At 68.8% G+C, this 18,895-nt stretch carries 17 protein-coding genes; 11 read left to right on the top strand and 6 right to left on the bottom strand.

What is annotated here, in order from left to right; all coding sequences use genetic code 11:
- The first annotated feature begins 113 nt into the window (after positions 1-113).
- The 4 genes from H0B54_RS04325 to H0B54_RS29455 all read left to right on the top strand — a co-directional run bounded on the left by H0B54_RS04325 (position 114) and on the right by H0B54_RS29455 (position 5,953).
- Positions 114-893, top strand: coding sequence for a crotonase/enoyl-CoA hydratase family protein (locus H0B54_RS04325; protein WP_188259368.1), 780 nt, complete (start codon positions 114-116; stop codon positions 891-893).
- A 132-nt stretch (positions 894-1,025) separates the two neighbouring features.
- Positions 1,026-1,328, top strand: a complete 303-nt coding sequence (locus H0B54_RS04320; RefSeq protein WP_038530795.1) for an FAD assembly factor SdhE — start codon at positions 1,026-1,028, stop codon at positions 1,326-1,328.
- A gap of 10 nt (positions 1,329-1,338) precedes the next feature.
- On the top strand, positions 1,339-4,965 hold the full coding sequence (gene mfd / locus H0B54_RS04315) for a transcription-repair coupling factor (protein ID WP_188259367.1): 3,627 nt from the start codon (positions 1,339-1,341) through the stop codon (positions 4,963-4,965).
- A gap of 4 nt (positions 4,966-4,969) precedes the next feature.
- The gene (locus H0B54_RS29455) at positions 4,970-5,953 is read left to right on the top strand and encodes an ACT domain-containing protein (protein WP_211109173.1); all 984 of its coding nucleotides are present in this window, start codon (positions 4,970-4,972) and stop codon (positions 5,951-5,953) included.
- 3 nt (positions 5,954-5,956) lie between these two features.
- Here the strand turns inward: H0B54_RS29455 and H0B54_RS04305 are convergent, their stop codons facing one another.
- Complete coding sequence (locus tag H0B54_RS04305; protein WP_188259366.1) at positions 5,957-7,831, bottom strand: AI-2E family transporter; 1,875 nt, start codon at positions 7,829-7,831, stop codon at positions 5,957-5,959.
- Between the two features lie 156 nt (positions 7,832-7,987).
- Between H0B54_RS04305 and H0B54_RS04300 the strand changes: the two genes are divergently transcribed.
- Positions 7,988-8,431 (top strand): PRC-barrel domain-containing protein, encoded by a 444-nt coding sequence (locus H0B54_RS04300; RefSeq protein ID WP_094302245.1) that lies wholly within the window; start codon positions 7,988-7,990, stop codon positions 8,429-8,431.
- 6 nt (positions 8,432-8,437) lie between these two features.
- On the opposite strand, the gene arfB is transcribed toward H0B54_RS04300, so the two are convergent.
- Together arfB and H0B54_RS04290 are read right to left on the bottom strand one after the other, a co-directional pair.
- Entirely contained in the window at positions 8,438-8,857 is a 420-nt protein-coding gene (gene arfB, locus H0B54_RS04295) for an alternative ribosome rescue aminoacyl-tRNA hydrolase ArfB (RefSeq protein WP_188259365.1), read from the bottom strand.
- Complete coding sequence (locus H0B54_RS04290; RefSeq protein ID WP_188259364.1) at positions 8,857-9,510, bottom strand: DsbA family oxidoreductase; 654 nt, start codon at positions 9,508-9,510, stop codon at positions 8,857-8,859. Before H0B54_RS04290 ends, arfB begins: the two co-directional genes overlap by 1 nt.
- 163 nt (positions 9,511-9,673) lie before the next feature.
- Here H0B54_RS04290 and H0B54_RS04285 point away from each other — a divergent pair, with 163 nt between their 5' ends.
- On the top strand, positions 9,674-10,132 hold the full coding sequence (locus tag H0B54_RS04285; RefSeq protein ID WP_094302242.1) for a hypothetical protein: 459 nt from the start codon (positions 9,674-9,676) through the stop codon (positions 10,130-10,132).
- 15 nt (positions 10,133-10,147) lie between these two features.
- Here H0B54_RS04285 and H0B54_RS04280 read toward each other — a convergent pair whose 3' ends face one another.
- The 3 genes from H0B54_RS04280 to H0B54_RS04270 form a co-directional block, all read right to left on the bottom strand.
- Entirely contained in the window at positions 10,148-10,540 is a 393-nt protein-coding gene (locus H0B54_RS04280) for a hypothetical protein (RefSeq protein ID WP_094302363.1), read from the bottom strand.
- Positions 10,541-10,620: 80 nt separating this feature from the next.
- Complete coding sequence (locus tag H0B54_RS04275; protein ID WP_188259363.1) at positions 10,621-10,896, bottom strand: hypothetical protein; 276 nt, start codon at positions 10,894-10,896, stop codon at positions 10,621-10,623.
- 86 nt (positions 10,897-10,982) lie between these two features.
- Complete coding sequence (locus tag H0B54_RS04270; RefSeq protein ID WP_343068889.1) at positions 10,983-11,978, bottom strand: extracellular catalytic domain type 1 short-chain-length polyhydroxyalkanoate depolymerase; 996 nt, start codon at positions 11,976-11,978, stop codon at positions 10,983-10,985.
- 181 nt (positions 11,979-12,159) lie between these two features.
- Between H0B54_RS04270 and cobU the strand changes: the two genes are divergently transcribed.
- The 5 genes from cobU to H0B54_RS04245 all read left to right on the top strand — a co-directional run bounded on the left by cobU (position 12,160) and on the right by H0B54_RS04245 (position 18,892).
- Positions 12,160-12,684, top strand: a complete 525-nt coding sequence (gene cobU, locus H0B54_RS04265) for a bifunctional adenosylcobinamide kinase/adenosylcobinamide-phosphate guanylyltransferase (protein ID WP_188259362.1) — start codon at positions 12,160-12,162, stop codon at positions 12,682-12,684.
- Complete coding sequence (gene cobO, locus H0B54_RS04260; protein ID WP_188259361.1) at positions 12,681-13,307, top strand: cob(I)yrinic acid a,c-diamide adenosyltransferase; 627 nt, start codon at positions 12,681-12,683, stop codon at positions 13,305-13,307. Before cobU ends, cobO begins: the two co-directional genes overlap by 4 nt.
- 3 nt (positions 13,308-13,310) lie before the next feature.
- Entirely contained in the window at positions 13,311-14,768 is a 1,458-nt protein-coding gene (locus tag H0B54_RS04255) for a cobyric acid synthase (protein WP_188259360.1), read from the top strand.
- Between the two features lie 367 nt (positions 14,769-15,135).
- Complete coding sequence (gene recG, locus H0B54_RS04250; RefSeq protein WP_188259359.1) at positions 15,136-17,217, top strand: ATP-dependent DNA helicase RecG; 2,082 nt, start codon at positions 15,136-15,138, stop codon at positions 17,215-17,217.
- Between the two features lie 679 nt (positions 17,218-17,896).
- Positions 17,897-18,892, top strand: coding sequence for a hypothetical protein (locus H0B54_RS04245; protein WP_188259358.1), 996 nt, complete (start codon positions 17,897-17,899; stop codon positions 18,890-18,892).
- Positions 18,893-18,895 lie beyond the last annotated feature (3 nt).

Raw genomic sequence — 18,895 nt, 5'->3', positions numbered from 1 at the left:
GGCCCGGTTTCAGGTGAGCGTTGCTCACCCGAACACGCGGCGTAGTCGTTTGTCAGGGGCGTGGCTCGGGCTCGACAGTGTGGCATTCCAAATGCAGGAAAAAGGAACGCACCATGCCCTACACCGATTCCGCCAACCCCGTCCTGTGCGTCACCGCCGGAGGAATCGCCACCCTCACCCTGAACCGCCCCGCGAAGCTGAACGCCATCAGCATGGCGTTGGCCGCCGCGATGCTCGACACGCTGGACGCGCTGGAGGCCGACGAGGCGGTGCGGGCGGTCATCATCACCGGTGCCGGGGAGCGCGCCTTCTCCGCCGGGGCGGACATCGCGGAGTTCACCCAGGCCGTCCGGCAGGGACCGGAGGCCGCGGTGCGGGCGTTCCGGCCCGGACAGACGCTGTGCGCGCGGATCGAGGCCTTTCCCAAGCCCATCATCGCCGCTGTCAACGGCATCTGCTACGGCGGCGGCTGCGAGATTCTGGAGGCCGCCCACCTCGCCGTCGCCAGCGAGCGGGCGAACTTCTCCAAGGCGGAGATCAAGCTCGGCATGATGCCGACCTTCGGCGGGACCCAACGGCTTCCCCGCAACGCCGGGCGCAAGCGGGCGCTGGAATGGCTGCTGACCGGCGACGCCTTTCCGCCGGCGACGGCGCTGGCGGTGGGGCTGGTCAACCAAGTGGTGCCCCACGACGCGCTGCTGCCCGCGGCCTTCGAACTGGCCGGGCGGATCGTCCGGCACTCCCCGGTTGCGGTGTCCGGCATCCTGGGAGCGGTGACCCGCGGGCTGAACATGACCATCGGCGAAGGGCTGGCGGTGGAGACGGAGCGCTTCGCCCGGTTGGCCCCCGGCCCCGACCTGCGCGACGGGCTGGAGGCGTGGCTCGCGCGCTGAATCAAGCTCCTTCCGGGGGATCGTCCGGCATTTCGGTTTGCGCGGGGGCGTGCCGGTGTGCAGGATGCGGGGGTGGATGTGGACCGCTCCGCCCCCTATCTTCCGGGGCCGGGGCTTTTTGGCGTGGATGGCATGAGCGACGAGAACACCCTGTCGGAGAGCGGCGAGTCCCTGGAAAACCGGCGCAAGCGGCTGCGCTTCCGGTCGTGGCACCGCGGCATGCGCGAGATGGACCTGCTGATCGGCAGCTTCGCCGACGCCCATGTCCCGGACTTCGACCACGCGCAGCTCGACCGCTACGAGGCGCTGCTCGAACTCAGCGACCCCGACCTCTACAACTGGTACGCCGGGCGCGAGCCGCTGCCCGCCGAGCATGACACCGACGTCATGCAGCTGTTGACCAAGTTCCGCTACACGCCCCGTCAGGGGTCCTGAGGCCCGATCCTTGCCCAGCTTCGAACAGTTGCAGCCGGGACGCTCCGGCCGCCTTCTGGTCGGCGGCGCCCCCGCCGGTCATGACGCCCGCGTCCTCGCCGACCTCGCCAAGCGGGCGGGGAGTGCCGGACTTCTCCACGTCGCGCTCGACGACACCCGCGCCGCCCAGCTGGCGGAGGCGCTGGCCTTCTTCGCGCCGTCGCTGGAGGTGCAGGTCTTCCCGGCCTGGGACTGCCTGCCCTACGACCGCGTGTCGCCCAACGGCGGCATCGTGGCGAAGCGCATCGACACGCTGACCCGCCTGCTGGCGCGCAAGGCGGACGCCGCGCCGCTGGTCGTGCTGACCACCGTCAACGCCATGGTGCAGAAGGTGCCGCCCCGCGCCGCCTTCCGCGACGCGGTGTTCTCGGCGAAGCTGCGCGACCGGATCGACCTGGAGAAGCTGCAGCGCTATCTGGCCGGCAACGGCTACACCCGCGCCCAGACGGTGCGCGAGCCGGGCGAGTTCGCCATCCGCGGCGGCATCGTCGATCTGTTCCCGCCGGGCACCGACGAGCCGCTGCGCCTCGACCTGTTCGGCGACGAGCTGGAGGCGGTGCGCAGCTTCGACCCCATGTCGCAGCGCACCACTGACAAGCGCGACGGCATCGACCTGAAGCCGATGTCGGAGGTCTTCCTGGACGAGGCCGGCATCGCCCGCTTCCGTTCCGGCTACCGCGAGCTGTTCGGCGCCGTCACCGACGACGACCCGCTCTACGAGGCGATCAGCGCCGGGCGCAAGTACGGCGGCATGGAGCATTGGCTGCCGCTGTTCCACGAGACGATGGAATCGCTGCTGGCCTACATGCCGAAGGCCATCCTGTCGCTGGACCATCAGGCGACGGAAGCCCGCGATTCGCGCATCGCGCAGGTGGTGGACTTCCACGCCTCCCGCGAGAGCATGATCGTCATCGAGAAGCGGACGGGCTCGCCGGTCTACAAGCCGGTGCCGGTCGGCATGATGTTCCTCGACGCCCAGGCCTGGGATGACCTGTTCGCCGCCCACGCCGTGGCGCAGCTCCAGCCCTTCGGCACGCCGCCGGGCATCAAGGGTACGCTGGACGCCGGCGGGCGCCGCGGCCACGACTTCGCCGAGGAGCGGGCGCGGCCCGACGTCAACGTCTTCGAGGCGGTGAAGGACCACATCCGCGCGCTGCGGGCCGATGGGCGGCGCGTGCTGGTGGCCGGCTATTCCGCGGGGTCGCGCGACCGTCTGATGACGGTGCTGGGCGACCACGGCATTCCGGGGCTGGAGCCGGCGGAGAGCATTGAGGACGTCCGCCGCTTCGACCGCAACATCATCGGCATGATCGTTCTGGGGATGGAGCACGGCTTCACCTCCGCCGACATGGCCGTCATCACCGAGCAGGACATCCTCGGCGACCGCCTCGTCCGCCCGGCGGCGAAGAAGAAGCGCAAGGCCGCCAACTTCATCGCCGAATACACGGCGCTGGCCTCGGGCGACCTCGTGGTGCACATGGACCACGGCATCGGGCGCTACGACGGGCTGGAGACGCTGGAGGTGTCCGGGGCGCCGCACGACTGCCTGCGGCTGATCTACGAGGGGGGCGACAAGCTCTACGTTCCCGTCGAGAACATCGAGGTGCTGACCCGCTACGGGTCGGAGGACGCGCACGCGCAGCTCGACAAGCTGGGCGGGGCCGGCTGGCAGGGCCGCAAGGCCCGCGTCAAGAAGCGCCTGAAGGACATGGCCGAGGCGCTGCTGAAGATCGCCGCCGAGCGCATGCTGAAGAAGGCCGATCCGGTCTACACGCCGGAGGGCGTCTATCAGGAGTTCGCCGCCCGCTTCCCCTATCCGGAGACCGACGACCAGCTGAAGGCCATCGAGGAGGTCTTCACCGATCTCGGCTCGGGCCGTCCGATGGACCGGCTGGTTTGCGGCGACGTCGGCTTCGGCAAGACGGAGGTGGCGCTGCGCGCCGCCTTCCTCGTCGCCATGAGCGGGCAGCAGGTCGCCGTGGTGGTGCCGACCACGCTGCTGGCGCGCCAGCATTTCAAGACCTTCACCACCCGCTTCGCCGGGCTGCCGCTGCGCATCGTCCAGCTCTCCCGCATGGTCACCGCCAAGGAGCAGACCAAGGTCAAGCAGGAGCTGACGGAGGGCACCGCCGACATCGTGATCGGCACCCACGCGCTGCTCGGCAAGGGCGTGCAGTTCAAGCAGCTCGGCATGGTCATCGTCGACGAGGAGCAGCATTTCGGCGTGAAGCAGAAGGAGCGGCTGAAGGAGCTGCGCGCCGACGTGCACGTCCTGACGCTGACCGCCACGCCGATTCCGCGCACGCTGCAGATGGCGCTGTCCGGCGTGCGCGAGCTGTCGCTGATCGCCACCCCGCCGGTGGACCGTCTGGCGGTGCGCACCTTCGTCCTGCCCTACGACCCCGTCGTGGTGCGCGAGGCCATCCTGCGCGAGCATTACCGGGGCGGCCAGACCTTCTACGTCTGCCCCCGCGTGGAGGACCTGCCCAAGGTCGCCGAGCGGGTGCGCGAGCTGGTACCCGAGGTCAAGATCGTCACCGCCCACGGCCAGATGCCCGCCAGCGAGCTGGAGGAGGTGATGACCGCCTTCGACGAGGGCAAGTTCGAGGTGCTGCTCGCCACCAACATCATCGAGAGCGGCATCGACATCCCCAACGCCAACACGCTGATCGTGCACCGGGCGGACATGTTCGGCCTGGCCCAGCTCTACCAGATCCGCGGGCGCGTCGGCCGCTCGAAGGTGCGCGGCTACGCCTACCTCACCTACGCGCCGAACAAGCCGCTGACCGGCACGGCGCAGCAGCGGCTGCACGTCATCGAGACGCTGGACAGCCTGGGCGCCGGCTTCCAGCTGGCCAGCCACGACATGGATATCCGCGGCGCCGGCAACCTGCTGGGCGAGGAGCAGTCGGGCCACGTCAAGGAGGTCGGCGTCGAGCTGTACCAGCACATGCTGGAGGAGGCCGTCGCCAACGCCCGCGCCAACATGGACGGGCAGGTGCCGAGCGGCGCGGAGGACCAGCCCTGGACCCCGCAGATCAACCTGGGCACGCCGGTGCTGATCCCGGAGGAGTATGTCCCCGACCTGACGGTGCGCCTGTCGCTCTACCGCCGCATCGCCGAACTGGTGGACCGGGCGGAGATCGACGGCTTCGCGGCGGAGCTGATCGACCGCTTCGGCAAGCTGCCGGGCGAGGTGGAGAACCTGCTGGACGTGGTGACCATCAAGCAGCTCTGCCGTCAGGCGGGGGTGGAGCGTGTGGACGCCGGGCCGAAGGGCGCCGTGCTGACCTTCCGCAACAACAGCTACGCCGAGCCCGCCAAGCTGCTGACCTACATCAGCCAGCAGATGAGCTTGATGAAGCTGCGGCCCGACCACAAGCTGGTCTACACCCGCGAATGGGCCGACGAGGCCCAGCGGGTGCGTGGCGTCAACCGGCTGATGAGCGATCTGGCGCAGATGGCCGGCGGCGGCGCGGTGCCGAAGGGCGAGGCGCCGCCTCCGCCTCCGCCCCCTCCGCCGCCGCGTCCCAGCGCGCTGAAGGCCGGGTCCAAGTTCGGGCGGAACATCCCCTCGCGTCCCTTCGGGCGGCGCTGAGGCGATGGGCAAGGATAGCGGGCCCAAGGATATCGGGCCCAAGGACAGGGGCCTGGCGAAGGCCCTGGCGCTCGGCGGTGACCGGCGGGCCTTCGGCGACATCCCGACGGTGGCGGAGGCGGTGGCCGCCGATCCCGCGCGGCTGCCGGAACTGGTCGCCTGCCTGTTCGACGCCGACGCCGGGGTGCGGATGCGGGCGGCCGACGCTCTGGAGCGGGTGTCGCGCGGCGATGCCCGTCCGCTGGACGCCTTCGCGGAACGGCTGCTGACCGACGCCGCGGCCATCGAGCAGGCGGAGGTGCGCTGGCATCTGGCGGCGGTCCTGCCACGCCTGACCCTGACGGAGCAGCAGCGCGGGCGCGCGGTGGCGCTTCTGGAGGGCTGGTTCGAGAACCGGGCGAGCCGGATCGTGCAGAGCGCGGCGCTTCAGGCCATGGTCGATCTGGCGGCGGACGATCCGGAGCTTCGCCCGGTCGCGGCGGACATGCTGGGCCGGGCCATGCGCTCCCGCATCCCGTCGCTGGCCGCGAGGGCCAAGCGCATCCTGAAGCCGTTCGAGGTGGACCGCGCCACGCTGGACGCCGCCCTGCTGCCGGAGACCAAGCCGCTCACCCTGTCGGTCCTGCCCGACCGTCTGGCGGTGGCGCGGCTGGCACCGGGGGACGGGATGCCCGGCTGGCTCGACTGGACCGACCCGCTGGTCAGCGCCACCCGCACGGGGGAAGAGCTGTCGATCCTCTGCCGCGAGTCCCGCGTGCCGGAGGGTGTGACGGCGGAGCGCGGCTGGCGCGCCTTCAAGGTGGAAGGGCCGCTGGACTTCTCGCTGTTCGGGGTGCTGGCGCGCATCGCCGTGCCGCTGGCCCAGGCGCGGGTGCCGATCTTCGCCATGTCCACCTACGACACCGATTACGTGCTGGTGCGTGACGAGGATGTGGAGCGCGCGGCCGACGCGCTGAAACGGGTCTGCACCATCGTCGCGCCTTCCTGACCGTTATGCCTGAGGGGCCTTCTCCGCTTCGACGGGGGCGAGCACGCCCACCTCTTCCAACTGCGTGACGGCGCCGGTCAGGCTGGTGGCGACGCGGTCGGCGGTGGTCTGGGATATGGCGTGTTCCGGCGCGTCGGCTTCGGGGTGGGCGCTCCACAGGCAAAGCAGGATCGGCACGTTCGGGCCGAAATGCAGGCGCAACCGGCGCACCAGCCGGCGGGCGTGCGACAGGGCGGACGGGTTCAGATAGGACAGCACCACCGCCGACACGCCGGTCGGGGCCAAGGCGGCGATGGAGCGGACGGACACCTTCTCGCACGGGATCACGTCGGCGCGCAGCCCCCGCGGGCGCAGCATGTGGCCGAGCAGCGCCGCCGCGGCCTCGTCCAGGTCGTTGCGGGCACCGATGCACAGCACCAGCGGTGTGTCCTCCGCGGCGGGTGGGGAGGATTCCATCATCTCGTCCAGCAACGTCGTCATGCCCTCGGCCACCGCCTGCCGTCCTTCCGGGTTCAGGCGGTTGCGCTGGCGGTCCTGCTCGGCAAGCGACAGGGCGGGGATGAGCAGGCCGTGCCCGGCCTCCACCAGCCCGCCCTTGCTCATCTTCTCCTCGGCGATCTCCATGGCCTCGATGGGGTCGCGGGCGAGCAGGCGCTGGTACAGCTTGGCCTCGTCGGGCAGGACCGGTCGGTCGCCCAGCATCACCTCCAGGAAATGAAGCTGCGGCACGTGCCGCCCCAGCACCACGAGGCAGACGGTCAGCGGCGTCGCCAGCAGCAGCCCGACCGGCCCCCACAGCGTGGTCCAGAACACCGCCGCGACGATGATCGCCAGCGACGACAGGCCGGTGGCGGAGCCGTAGAGCCAGGGCTCCACCACGTTGTTGGAGAACAGCTCCACCGCCACGAACAGGGCGATGCAGAGCAGCGGCAGGGTCCATCCCGCATCGACCGCGAAGGACAGCAGGATCGGGAAGGCCGCGGCGATCGCCGGCCCCAGGAAGGGGATGAAGCGCAGCACCGTCGCCAGCATCCCCCACAAGAGCGGGTTCGGCACGCCGAGCAGCCACAGACCGATCCCGATGGGCAGGCCGTAGGTCACGTTGACGACGCACTGCATCAGCAGGTAGCGGCTGACCCGCTCACCCGCGTCGTTCATCGCCTCCGTCGTGCGGCTGAGGTCGCCGGACCCGGCCAGCCGGATCAGCCGGTCGCGCAGATCCTCGCGTTGCAGCAGCATGAAGATGGTGAAGACCAGGACCATGCCCGCCGTGGCGACCGGCGCCATCGCCGGCCCCAGCACGTCGCTGATGATGGTGAGCGCGTCGGACCCGTCCTGCTCGATCCGCACGGGCACCGGTTCCCGCGCCGCGCCGGGGGCGGGCAGGGCGGCGGCTGGAGCTGTGGCGGGGGGCGGGTTTTCCCCGGTCACCTGCTCCAGCCCTTGTTTCAGGTCGCGGAAGGCTTCGGTCGCCTGTTGGACCACTCCGCCGCTGCCCGCCGACGACGCGCTGGAGCGCAGCGAATCCAGCTTGGCGTGGACGTTGCGCTGGTAGCTGGGCAGGTTGTCTGCCAGATCGGCGATCTGCCCGCCGACCACCGTGCCGAAGGCGGCGATGCCCGCGAAGACCAGCACCACCACGGCCAGCACCGACGGCACCCGGCCCAGCCGCAGCCGCTCCAGCCGGCTGACGATGGGCGCCAGGACGAAGGTCAGCAGCACCGCGAGCGCGATGGGGACCAGGATGTCGCTTCCCAGATACAAGGTTGCCACCACCAGCGCGGTGACCAGCAGCGTCGTCTGGGTGGAGGCGGGCGGGGCGGCCTTCGGCACCGGGATGGGGCGGGCCTGCAACCGGCGGGCGGTGTCTTCGGCCATGTTCTGCGGAGCCTCGGGAGAGTTGAGACAGTGCAGAACGCCGGGGAAGGCGGCACGTTCCGGCGCCACCGGGCGCAATCGGCGCAAGACGCCGTGACGATTGCGGTCGATGGCCTGTTTAAACCCGCGTGATTATCTCGTCAGAAGGAGGGGGCTATGCGTAAGGTTGCTGTTCCGGTCCTGTCGGCGGTTGCGCTTTTGGCTTTGGGGGGCTGCGCCGAGACGTCGAGCTGGTTCGGTGGAGGAAGCGAGCAGGCATCCCGTCCGATGTCCGAACAGTCGCTCCAGACCGCCTCGCGGATCGAGCCGCAGGCCATGCTGGGCAAGTCCGTCGTCGCCTATGACGGGCAGAAGGTGGGGCAGGTCGAGGACGTCCTGTTCAACCGCAGCAACCGCCCGAGCCAGCTCGTGGTCTCCACCGGCGGCATTATGGGCATCGGCGGCCGCAACGTGGCGCTGGACATCGACAACGTCCGCTACAACCAGCAGCAGGACGCCATCGTGGCGACCCAACTCACCAAGGATCAGTTCGCCAATCTCCCGGAGTTCCAGTATGGCGGGAACATGATCTCGCTGAGCCGGCAAAAGACGCCGCAATAAACGGCCTCAGTCCTCCGACTTGCCGGAGCGCAGACGCTTGATATCGGACCTCTGACCCTTGGCCTCCAGGCGGCGCTTCTTGGAGCCAAGGGTCGGCTTGGTCGGACGGCGGCTCTTGGGCACCACCGTCGCGTCGCGGATCAGATCGATCAGCCGCTCCCGAACGTCCTCGCGGTTGCGAAGCTGGCTGCGGTAGGTGTCGCCGACGATGATCAGCACGCCCGCCGCCGTCATGCGCGAGCCGGCCAGCCGGACCAACCGGGCCTTCACCTCATCCGGGATGTTCGGCGAGGCCGCCACGTCGAAGCGCAATTGCACCGCGCTGTCCGTTTTGTTGACGTGCTGTCCGCCCGGTCCGGAGGCGCGGATGAAGCTCTCCTGAAGCTCGCTCTCGTCCAGGCTGATGCGTGGCGTGACGCGGATCATCAATCGGCCGCCGCCGTGACGCCTTCCTGCTCCTCCACCCCAAGGTCGAGAAGCGGAAGGAAGCTGGCGGGCTCCTGCGCGCCGGACAGCGCGTAACGCCGGTTGAAGATGTAGCAGGGGACCGCCTGAAGGCCGAGTTGCCGCGCCGTGGCGTCGGCGTTGAAGACCGCCGTGGTCTCCGCATCGCCGTTCAGCAGATTTTTGATGTCCGTAAAATCGAAGCCCAGGCCGGCGGCGGTGGCAGCCAGCGTGTCGCGGTCGCCGATGTCCAGCCCGTCCACGAAATAGGCGTGGAACAGCGCGTCGGCCATCCGGTCGCCCAGCCCATGGCGGGCGGCGATGCGGATCAGCCGGTGGCCGTCGAAGCTGTTGGGCGTGCGCCGGATGCGGTCCAGCCGCAGCGGCAGGCCGTCGCGCTCCGCCGTTTCCTCGACCACCAGGTGTATCTGCCGCGCCCGCTCCGTGCCGCCGAACTTGGCCGCCAGATAGGCGCTGCGCTCCATCCCGCCCGGTGCCATGTCCGGGTTGAGCTGGAAGGGCTGCCACCGCAGTTCCACCTGGACGCGGGGCCGGTCGGCCAACGCGCGGGCAAGCCGCCGCTTTCCGATGTAGCACCAGGGGCAGATCAGGTCGGCGTAGGTTTCGATCAGCATAGGCCCACTATCCTCCATTCCCGCCCCGCCGCGCAACCGCCCTGCCCGTGGGGAGTCGTGCCGCGTTCGGGCAACCGCCTTTGCAACCCTTTGTTAACCCTTGCCGCCCGAGAGTCGCGCTGTTGCGCGGATGAGGGTCCGCAGCGGTCGGAGGCGTGTGGCGATGGCGAATTCCTATGTGGACGGCAAGGTGCGCGACGCGCTGGTGGCGGCCAAGGGGAGCCGGGCGACCGCGCAGAAGCTCCTGATGGCCTGGGCGGTCGAGGACCCGCAGCTTTTGCTGGGCATCTCCCAGCCCTTCCTGAAGGCGATCGCCGCGGCGGCGGTCGAGCGGGGAGTCCGCCCGTCGGCGCCCAGCCGTTCGGCACCCGCAGCGCCGGGCCGGTCCCGTGGTCCCGCGGATTCGGCGCTGAGCAAGGAGGCGCTGGCCGACGTGCTGAGCCGCCTTGGCCGCGATCCTGGGGAGGACGCACCGACGGCGGGCGGACGCGCCGGTTCACCCGCCCCGGTCAAATCCGCCACCATGGTGGTTCCCGCCGGCAAGGGCGGTCAGGGCGGCGTCACCCACGAGAAGGCAATGATGACCCTCGCCAAGGCTTTCGTGGCGAAGAAGATGCGCTGAGGAGAGGCCCCAGGCTTATTGCTCTGCTGCGGTCATCATCCGTTCGATCCAGCCCGGCTGGCGCGGTTCCGGCCGGATGTCCGGCGGCGGGCTCGCCAGCGCGGTGTGGCCGTTGCGGTGCGGATCCGGGATGTGGTGGCAATCCACATCGGCCAACGTCTTGTAGCAGTAGACGCGGGAGCGGTCGACATAGACCTTCTCCGGGCAATAATGACCGGTTTCCGAGAAGGTCACGGACGAGCAGTCGCGCCCGGTCGCGGCGGACACCAGATGATCGCCGAGCGTCTTCTTGGTGCTGGTGACGGAGGCCAGATCCGCGCCGACGCTGGCGACCATCATCGGCCCGCTGCAGGCGCCCAGGGGAAGGGCCGCCAGCGCCAGAGCCGCGATTGACTGAGCGAGCCTCATGATTCCCTGCACCCCGTCCCGTGTTCGAGTCCGATTCCAGGCGAACCCAGTTAAAAAGCCATGAATCCAAAAAGCCGCGATCAGCGCAGCAGCGTGCAGATTCGCGACCGGCACTGCACCAGCACGAAGGTGTCCTTGTCCTCCGTGCAGCCCACCTTGAACACCGTCTGGCCGGAGCGGCCGGTGACGTAGCTCATCACCTCCACCTTGGCGGGCGTGCAATTGCCCAGCGACTTGGCGGCCTCCTTCGCCTCGGCCTGCCCGGCGGAGACGTTGGCGGCCTGGACCGTCGGCGAAGCCGACAGGCACAGCGCGAGGGCGCCGAGGGCGGCGAGGCAAAGGGCGGTGACGCGCATGGCCGGATCGGTGGGCTGGAGAATGCTAAAGGAGTTTATGGCACGGGCGGCGCCAATTCGGCTGTGCAAAAGTGGTAACCGCGGACTCAGGCGCCTTTCGCGGGCGCGGGGTGCCTGTGGAACAGGAAGAAGCGCAGCATCTCCCGCGCGGCGTCCGGCCCCTGGGGGTCGGTGTAGGTGCCGTCCGGGCTGCCGCCGGACCAGGCGTGGCCGCTGCCGTGGACGGTCCACTGCTCGAACAGCGTCGCTCCATCGCGGTTCTTGTGAACGGTGCGGGTGAAGCCGCGCCCGCCGGGGGCCTGCCCGTCCTCGGTCTTCGCGGTCAGGCCCTCCGCGTTGGCGGTGGCCTGGGCCATCACATGGTCGCCGTTGCGCGGATGCACGATCTTGTCCGCGGCGCCGTGGAAGACGATGGCCGGAACCACCGGAGCCCCGGCCGCCGGACGCTGGCCGGGCGAGGAGCCGGCCTTCATCGCCAGCAGGGCGGACGGCACGCCGCTGGCCGAGCCGTAGGGCAGGCCGGAATGGACGCCCACCGCGGCGAACAGGTCGGGATGGGTGGTCGCCAGGACCATCGCGGCCGAGCCGCCCGCCGAAATTCCGGCGACGTAGACACGCTGCGGATCGGCTCCTTGCTCCGCCAGGACCTGCCGGGTGGCTCCGGCGATCAGCGCCGGTTCGCCGCGCTCGCGGCGCTGGTGGTCGGGGTTGAACCAGTTCCAGCATTTCTTGTCGTTCGCCGCGGGAGTCTGCTCCGGATAGAGGACGAGACAGCCGGCCTCCTCGGCCAGCCGGTTCATGCGGGTTCCGACGGCGAAGTCCTCCGGCGACTGGGTGCAGCCGTGCAGCATGACCAGCAGCGGGCGCGGTCCGGCCGCCGCACCCTTCGGCACGAACAGGCGGTAGGCGAGCGAGCCGGAGTCGCCGGTGAAGACCCCGGATTCCATCGGCTCCGTCACAGGCGCCGGCTTCGCCGGAGGCGGAGGGACGGGCGCGCCGCGGCGGAACAGCTTGCCGGTGAGGCGCCGGAGGAAGGCTGCGGCGCGGGCCAGGGCCGGGCGGGGCCGGTTGGTGTCGGTCACGATCGGCGGCTCCGGGATCGTTCGGGAGGGAAGGCGGCGGATGGTACGGGACGGAGGTGGCGGAGGACAACCGCCATGGCGGTTTGCGCCGGGCCGCCAACTGCGCTAACCATCCGATTCCGCAAGCGCCTGTCCGCCAAGCGTCGCCCAAACCCGCAAGCGTCAAGGTGATCCGACCGTCATGAGCACCGACATCACCCTCGTCCTGGGCGGCGCCCGCTCCGGCAAGAGCCGCTACGCCGAGGGGCTGGTGACCGCATCGCCCGGCCCGCGGGTCTACATCGCCACCGCCCAGATCTGGGATTCCGAGATGGCCGACCGCGTCGCCCGCCACAAGGAGGACCGCGGCCCCGGCTGGATTACGGTGGAGGAGCCGCTCGACCTGTCCGGCGCGCTGCTCCGCCACGCCGGCGCCGGGACGAGCGTGCTGGTCGATTGTCTGACGCTGTGGCTGTCCAACCTGATGATGGCGGAGGCCGACGTGCCTGCCCGTTCCGCCGAACTGCTGGCCACGCTGGCCGGGGTGGAGGGGCGGGTGGTGCTGGTTTCCAACGAGGTGGGGCTGGGCATCGTGCCGGACAACGCGTTGGCCCGCCGCTTTCGCGACCATGCCGGGCGGCTGCATCAGGACATCGCCGCCGTGGCCCAGCGGGTGGCCTTCGTCGCCGCCGGGCTGCCGCTGCTGCTGAAGGGAGAGACACCATGACCGAAGACGCCAACCGGAACGATGCCGACCAGAACGAACGCCACGCCGAGAAGATGAAGCGGCGCAAGGCGCTGCACGACCGGGTGATGGCCAGCAAGACGCAGGAGAAGGGCCTGCTGATGGTCAACACCGGCAACGGCAAGGGCAAGTCCACCGCCGCCTTCGGCCTGATCCTGCGCGCTGCCGGGCACGGCATGCGGGTGGGGGTGGTGCAGTTCGTCAAGGGCGCCTGGTCCACGGGCGAGACGGTGGCGCTGGAGCGCTTCGACGATCTCGTGGACGTCTTCACGATGGGTGAGGGCTTCACCTGGGAGACCCAGGACCGCGAGCGCGACATCGCCGCCGCCAAGGCCGCCTGGGCCAAGGCGCAGGAGCTGATGGCCGACCCGCGGTACAGCCTCGTCGTGCTCGACGAGCTGAACATCGTCCTGCGCATGGGCTATCTGCCGGTGGAGGAGGTGCTTCCCGTGCTGACCGGGCGGCGCGAGGGGCTTCATGTGCTGGTCACCGGCCGCACCGCCAAGCCGGAGCTGATCGAGTCCGCCGACCTCGTGACCGAGATGACGCTGGTCAAGCACCCCTTCCAGGCGGGCATCAAGGCCCAGCCGGGCATCGAGTTCTGAGCCATGCCGCGCGCGATCATGTTGCAGGGCACCGGCTCCGACGTCGGAAAGTCGCTGCTGGTGGCCGGGCTGTGCCGGGCGCTGGTCCGCCGCGGCCTGACCGTGCGGCCCTTCAAGCCGCAGAACATGTCCAACAACGCCGCCGTCACCGCCGACGGCGGCGAGATCGGGCGCGCCCAAGCGCTCCAGGCGCGGGCCTGCGGGGTGGCGCCGTCCGTCCACATGAACCCGGTGCTGCTGAAGCCGCAGTCGGACGTCGGGTCCCAGGTGGTGGTGCGCGGCGTCGTGGCGGGCACGGCACGGGCCGGCGACTACCAGGCGCGCAAGGGGCAGCTTCTCCCCACCGTGCTCGACAGCTTCGAGCGGCTGAAGGCCGAGGCGGACATTGTGGTGGTCGAGGGGGCGGGCAGCCCGGCGGAGGTCAACCTTAGGGCCGGCGACATCGCCAACATGGGCTTCGCCACCGCGGCGGGCGTGCCGGTGGTGCTGGTGGGCGACATCGACCGCGGCGGGGTGATTGCCAGCCTCGTGGGCACCCACGCCCTGATTCCGCCGGAGGAGCGGGCGCTGGTCGCCGGCTTCCTCATCAACAAGTTCCGCGGCGACGTGCGGCTGTTCGACGGCGGCCTGTCGGTGATCGCCGAGCGCACGGGCTGGCCGAGCTTCGGCGTCGTGCCCTGGCTGGCCGACGCCGCCCTGCTGCCCGCGGAGGACGCGGTGGCGCTGGACACCTGGAGGACCCGCTCGGGTGGGCGGCTGCGCGTCGCCGTGCCGATGCTGTCGCGCATCGCCAACTTCGACGATTTCGATCCGTTGGCCCAGGAGCCGGACGTCGCCCTGTCCATGGTGCCGCGCGGCCAACCGCTGCCGGGCGATGCCGATCTGGTCATCCTGCCGGGCAGCAAGGCGACCATCGCCGATCTGGCGGTGCTGCGCGCCCAGGGCTGGGACGTCGATCTCGCCGCCCATCGCCGGCGCGGCGGGCGGGTGCTGGGCATCTGCGGCGGCTACCAGATGCTCGGCCGCCGCATCGCCGACCCGGACGGCATCGAGGGGCCGCCGGGCGAGGCCGAGGGGCTGGGCCTGCTGGACGTGGACACCGTGCTGAAGGGGCCGAAGGTGTTGGAGGAGGCGACCGGGACGGAGACCGCCACGGGGGCCGCGGTCGCCGGCTATGAGATGCACATGGGCCGAACGGAGGGGCCGGACCGCGCCCGACCCATGCTGACCCTGGCGAACGGGCAGACCGATGGCGCGGTGTCCGCCGACGGGCGGGTGATGGGCTGCTACCTGCACGGCCTGTTCGGGGCGGACGGCTTCCGCGCCGCCTTCCTGACGGGGCTGGGGGGCGAGGCGTCCGGCCAATCCTACGCGGCGACGGTCGAACAGGCGCTCGACCGCATCGCCGCCCGGCTGGAGGAGCATGTGGACATCGACGCCCTGCTGGCCGCGGCGCGGTGAGCAGGCGCTTCATGAAACGGATTTCATGATCCCGCAACGCTGGGGTCAGGCGGGCGACGCTACAACTACAGTCATTGACGACGTTTGATTACTGGCGAGTCATCCACCGGCGGTTCCCGCCGCCGGCCACACACGATCCGGAATGTTCCCGCATACCCTCGGATCGTTTCTTGCGGCGGTGTGCAACGGGCTTTTGCCTTGGATCGGCGTCCCCCGCCCAGGCTTCCCCCCAACCCCTTGCACACCGCCGTCTTCTTTTCCCCTCCCGGCCATCTTCGGAAACCGCCGCGCTTGACGCGGAGCCCCCTCGGCGGGCTTGAATGGGTGCCACAGGCCCCCGTACCCCCGCTGCCGAGACTCCATTCCCGTGCGTCCCGTCGTTCTCTTCCCCCTGTTCCGTCCGGTGACGGCGCTCCCCGGCCTCGGTCCCCGGCTGGGCAAGCTCGTCGAAAAGCTGGCCGGTCCGCAGGTCGTGGACCTGCTGTGGCACCTGCCTTGCGGCGTCATCGACCGCCGCTACGCCCCGAAGATCGCCGAGGCGCCGAACGGGCGGATCGCCACCATGACGGTGCGCATCGATTCGCACGCCGCTCCGCACAACTCCCGCCATCCCTACAAGGTCCGCTGCACCGACGAGACGGGCGTGCTGGAGCTGATCTATTTCCATGTGAAGGGCGACTGGCTGGAGCGGCAGATGCCGGTCGGCAAGACGGTGGTGGTGTCCGGCAAGGTCGAGTGGTTCCACGACACGCCGCAGATCACCCACCCCGACGCCGTGGTCCCGCTGGAATCGAAGGACGAGATCGAGGCGGTGGAGCCGGTCTATCCGATGACCGCCGGGCTCCCGGCCAAGACGCTGCGCAAGGCCGTGCGGGCCATGCTGACCGACGTGCCGGAGCTGCCGGAATGGCAGGACGCGGCGTGGCGCTCCCGCAACGGCTGGCCGACATGGCACGAGTCGATCCGCCGCGCCCACACGCCGGAGGACGAGGCCGACCTCGCCCCGACCAACCCGATCCGCCGCAGGCTGGCCTATGACGAACTGCTGTCGAACCAGCTCGCCCTGACGCTGGTTCGCATGCAGCAGCGCCGCCTGTCCGGCCGCGTCATCCAGGGCGACGGGCGGCTGCGCGCCAAGGTCGCCGCGGCGCTGCCCTTTTCCCTGACCAAGTCCCAGGTCACGTCGCTGGAGGAAATCTACGAGGACATGGCGGCGGAGCGGCGGATGCTGCGCCTGCTCCAGGGCGACGTTGGCAGCGGCAAGACGGTGGTCGCGCTGATGGCGATGCTGAACGCGGTGGAGGCGGGTCATCAGGCCGCCCTGATGGCGCCGACCGAGATCCTGGCCCGCCAGCACGCCGAAAGCCTCGCCCCGCTGTGCAAGGCGGCGGGGGTGGACCTCGCCCTGCTGACCGGGCGCGACAAGGGCAAGGCGCGGCAGGCGGTGCTGGACCGTCTGGCCTCGGGCGAATTGCCGCTGCTGGTCGGTACCCACGCGCTGTTCCAGGAGGACGTCGCCTTCAAGGATCTCGCCCTGGCGGTGATCGACGAGCAGCACCGCTTCGGCGTCCACCAGCGGCTCCAGCTCTCCGCTAAGGGGCGGGCGGTGGACGTGCTGGTGATGACGGCCACGCCGATCCCGCGCACGCTGACCCTGACCGCCTACGGCGACATGGACGTGTCGCGCCTGACCGAGAAGCCGGCGGGGCGCAAGCCGATCCAGACCGTGACCATCGCGCTCGACCGGCTGGAGGAGGTGGTGCACGGCATCCACCGCAAGGTGCAAGAGGGCGCGCGGGTCTATTGGGTCTGCCCGCTGGTGGACGAATCGGAACAGACCGACCTCGCCGCCGCGACGGAGCGCCACGCCTTCCTGCGCGCCACCTTCGGCGATCGGGTGGGGCTCGTGCACGGCAAGATGCGCGGGCCGGACAAGGACGCGGTGATGGCGGCCTTCCAGGCCGGCAACCTGGATGTTCTGGTCGCCACCACGGTCATCGAGGTCGGCGTGAACGTGCCCGAGGCCACCGTCATGGTGATCGAGCACGCCGAGCGCTTCGGCCTCGCCCAGCTTCACCAGCTCCGTGGCCGGGTGGGACGCGGCGAGAAGCCGTCCAGTTGCCTGCTGATGTTCGACCCGCAACTGACGGAGACGGCGCGCGCCCGCCTGAAAACGATGCGCGACACCGAGGACGGCTTCGTCATCGCGGAGGAGGACTTGCGGCTGCGCGGTGCGGGCGAGGTGCTGGGCACCCGCCAGTCCGGCCTGCCGGAGTTCCGCATGGCCGATCTGGCGGTGCACGGCGACCTGCTGGCCGCCGCCCGTGACGACGCAAAGCTGATCGTGGACCGCGATCCGGACTTAGCGGGGGAGCGCGGTCAGGCGCTGCGGACTTTGTTGTATCTGTTCGAACGGGACGCGGCCGCAAAGACGCTGCGGTCGGGGTAGGAGCGCAGATCAAGACCCCGTTTTCATGGGCGCAAACCATTGATTTTGCTCGGTCCGATCAAAATCTTGATCGGCGCCTCAAGTCTGTTCTCCAGCAAACTTCTCAAGCCTGACGTGCGCGCTCTTTTTCGTGCGAGCCTGCCCGTCGCCGGGTCTCCAAAGAGTGCCTCTTTTTCAGTGCATCACCGCTGCCAAGTCGGCAGGAGAAATGCTCGTCTACACTGCTTCAACGACATGCAGCGCATACGCAAATATTCAAATAATTTGTGTCGGTGTCTCATGATTAGATAACTAAGGGTTGGTGCATTTTTATATTTTTCTCTTGAAAATTGTCTTTCTGTCAGCTAATGATGAATCCTCATCAATGGAAAATAAATTGAATAAAGAGTTCGTCATGGCTGTGATTATTGGAGTGGCGGGCGCGGATTATTCTTCTGAGTGATTCTTGGAAGAAAGTGATTGAATATTAATAATATTGATCAACGCTCATACGCAGGTCGCGTGAGAAATTCAAAGCGCCTTGTCGGCTGGGCGTTGATCAGTGTTTGAGTTTGGCGAAATGTGGCCTGAATTTATTAACGCATATGTATGTGGTTTTGCGTGTGATTGGTGTCTTCATGATCCTTTTTGTTTATGATTAGCACAATGCCTCTTTTCCTAACTGGCGAGGAATCCGGCGATGAGCATTTCCGATGTCTCCTCACAACGGGGCGGATCAATCCAACGCACATCGTCTTCCGTTCCGTCTCCGTCCGCTTCGTCGGCGTCAGGAGGCGGAACAGGGCGGGCGATCGGTGGAACCACCGGAGGGATTGCGGACAGTGTGTCGTTGAGCCCTCTGGCCTCTTCTCTGCGCGATGAGTCTTTGACCGCGTTCAATGCGCTGTCTGCTGAAACGCGGACGCAGTTGTCGTCGTTGGTCGACAGCGGCAAGCTGACCGGCGAAGACGTCCATAATGCGCTCAAACAGCGGCTTAAAGAGTCCCGTCTCACGGCGTACTCGGCGACGTTTCGCATGGCTCACAATGATAATGCGGGGCTTTTCTCCAGCGACGACACCACGTCGGATGATTTCAGAAAAGCTCTCAGCGCGACCAGTGCGAAGCGAGAGGAGCTTATGGGAAAGCTGTCCCTGCTGGATCAGCGTGGTCAGGGAGCGTCGGAGCAGTATGGGGAGATATCGACCTCACTGATGGCGCAGGGCACCAACCCGGCGCTGTTGCTTGCTCAATCCGGTAACCAGCGTATGATTCTGGATCCCTTCCAGGGCTTCAGCATCACGCAGCCCGCCGACTCGCGGATGGCGTACACACGCAAGGAAGCCGATGCGGCCTATAAATTGAAGGATGCCGGGGTAGACCTGTCGTCCATCGACAAGGCGCTTCGCTCCATTGGGGAGTGGGATGCGGCATCGCTGATTGCCGAGCGCACGGGGCAGCCATCCACCCATACGGTTTCACAGGACCGTGAATTCACGTCGGACGATTCGTTGTTTCCGTCGATCTCCCTTCCTGCAACGCAAACCAGGACGGACGCTCCGGTGATGGGCCAGCGGGTTCAATTGCGCGAAGAGGTCATGGCGGCGTGGGAAGCGATGCAGAAGAGCGGAGTTGGTGCCTTCGAGGACGCGAAATCCGCCCGGCAATACCGCGAAGGCATCCGTGTGAGCTACTGAGCG

The sequence above is a fragment of the Azospirillum tabaci genome (assembly GCF_014596085.1).
In the GTDB taxonomy this organism is placed as follows: Bacteria; Pseudomonadota; Alphaproteobacteria; order Azospirillales; family Azospirillaceae; genus Azospirillum; species Azospirillum tabaci.
This window is presented reverse-complemented; position numbering and strand designations above follow the sequence as displayed.

Coding starts and splice junctions, on each gene's coding strand:
- arfB (WP_188259365.1), bottom strand. CDS start 8,857: ATGATCCGCGTCACGCCACGCATCAGCCTGGACGAGAGCGAGCTTCAG.
- H0B54_RS04305 (WP_188259366.1), bottom strand. CDS start 7,831: ATGGCCGAAGACACCGCCCGCCGGTTGCAGGCCCGCCCCATCCCGGTG.
- H0B54_RS04280 (WP_094302363.1), bottom strand. CDS start 10,540: ATGAGGCTCGCTCAGTCAATCGCGGCTCTGGCGCTGGCGGCCCTTCCC.
- H0B54_RS04320 (WP_038530795.1), top strand. CDS start 1,026: ATGAGCGACGAGAACACCCTGTCGGAGAGCGGCGAGTCCCTGGAAAAC.
- H0B54_RS04285 (WP_094302242.1), top strand. CDS start 9,674: ATGGCGAATTCCTATGTGGACGGCAAGGTGCGCGACGCGCTGGTGGCG.
- H0B54_RS04300 (WP_094302245.1), top strand. CDS start 7,988: ATGCGTAAGGTTGCTGTTCCGGTCCTGTCGGCGGTTGCGCTTTTGGCT.
- H0B54_RS04275 (WP_188259363.1), bottom strand. CDS start 10,896: ATGCGCGTCACCGCCCTTTGCCTCGCCGCCCTCGGCGCCCTCGCGCTG.
- H0B54_RS04290 (WP_188259364.1), bottom strand. CDS start 9,510: ATGCTGATCGAAACCTACGCCGACCTGATCTGCCCCTGGTGCTACATC.
- cobO (WP_188259361.1), top strand. CDS start 12,681: ATGACCGAAGACGCCAACCGGAACGATGCCGACCAGAACGAACGCCAC.
- H0B54_RS04245 (WP_188259358.1), top strand. CDS start 17,897: ATGAGCATTTCCGATGTCTCCTCACAACGGGGCGGATCAATCCAACGC.
- H0B54_RS29455 (WP_211109173.1), top strand. CDS start 4,970: ATGGGCAAGGATAGCGGGCCCAAGGATATCGGGCCCAAGGACAGGGGC.
- cobU (WP_188259362.1), top strand. CDS start 12,160: ATGAGCACCGACATCACCCTCGTCCTGGGCGGCGCCCGCTCCGGCAAG.
- H0B54_RS04325 (WP_188259368.1), top strand. CDS start 114: ATGCCCTACACCGATTCCGCCAACCCCGTCCTGTGCGTCACCGCCGGA.
- H0B54_RS04255 (WP_188259360.1), top strand. CDS start 13,311: ATGCCGCGCGCGATCATGTTGCAGGGCACCGGCTCCGACGTCGGAAAG.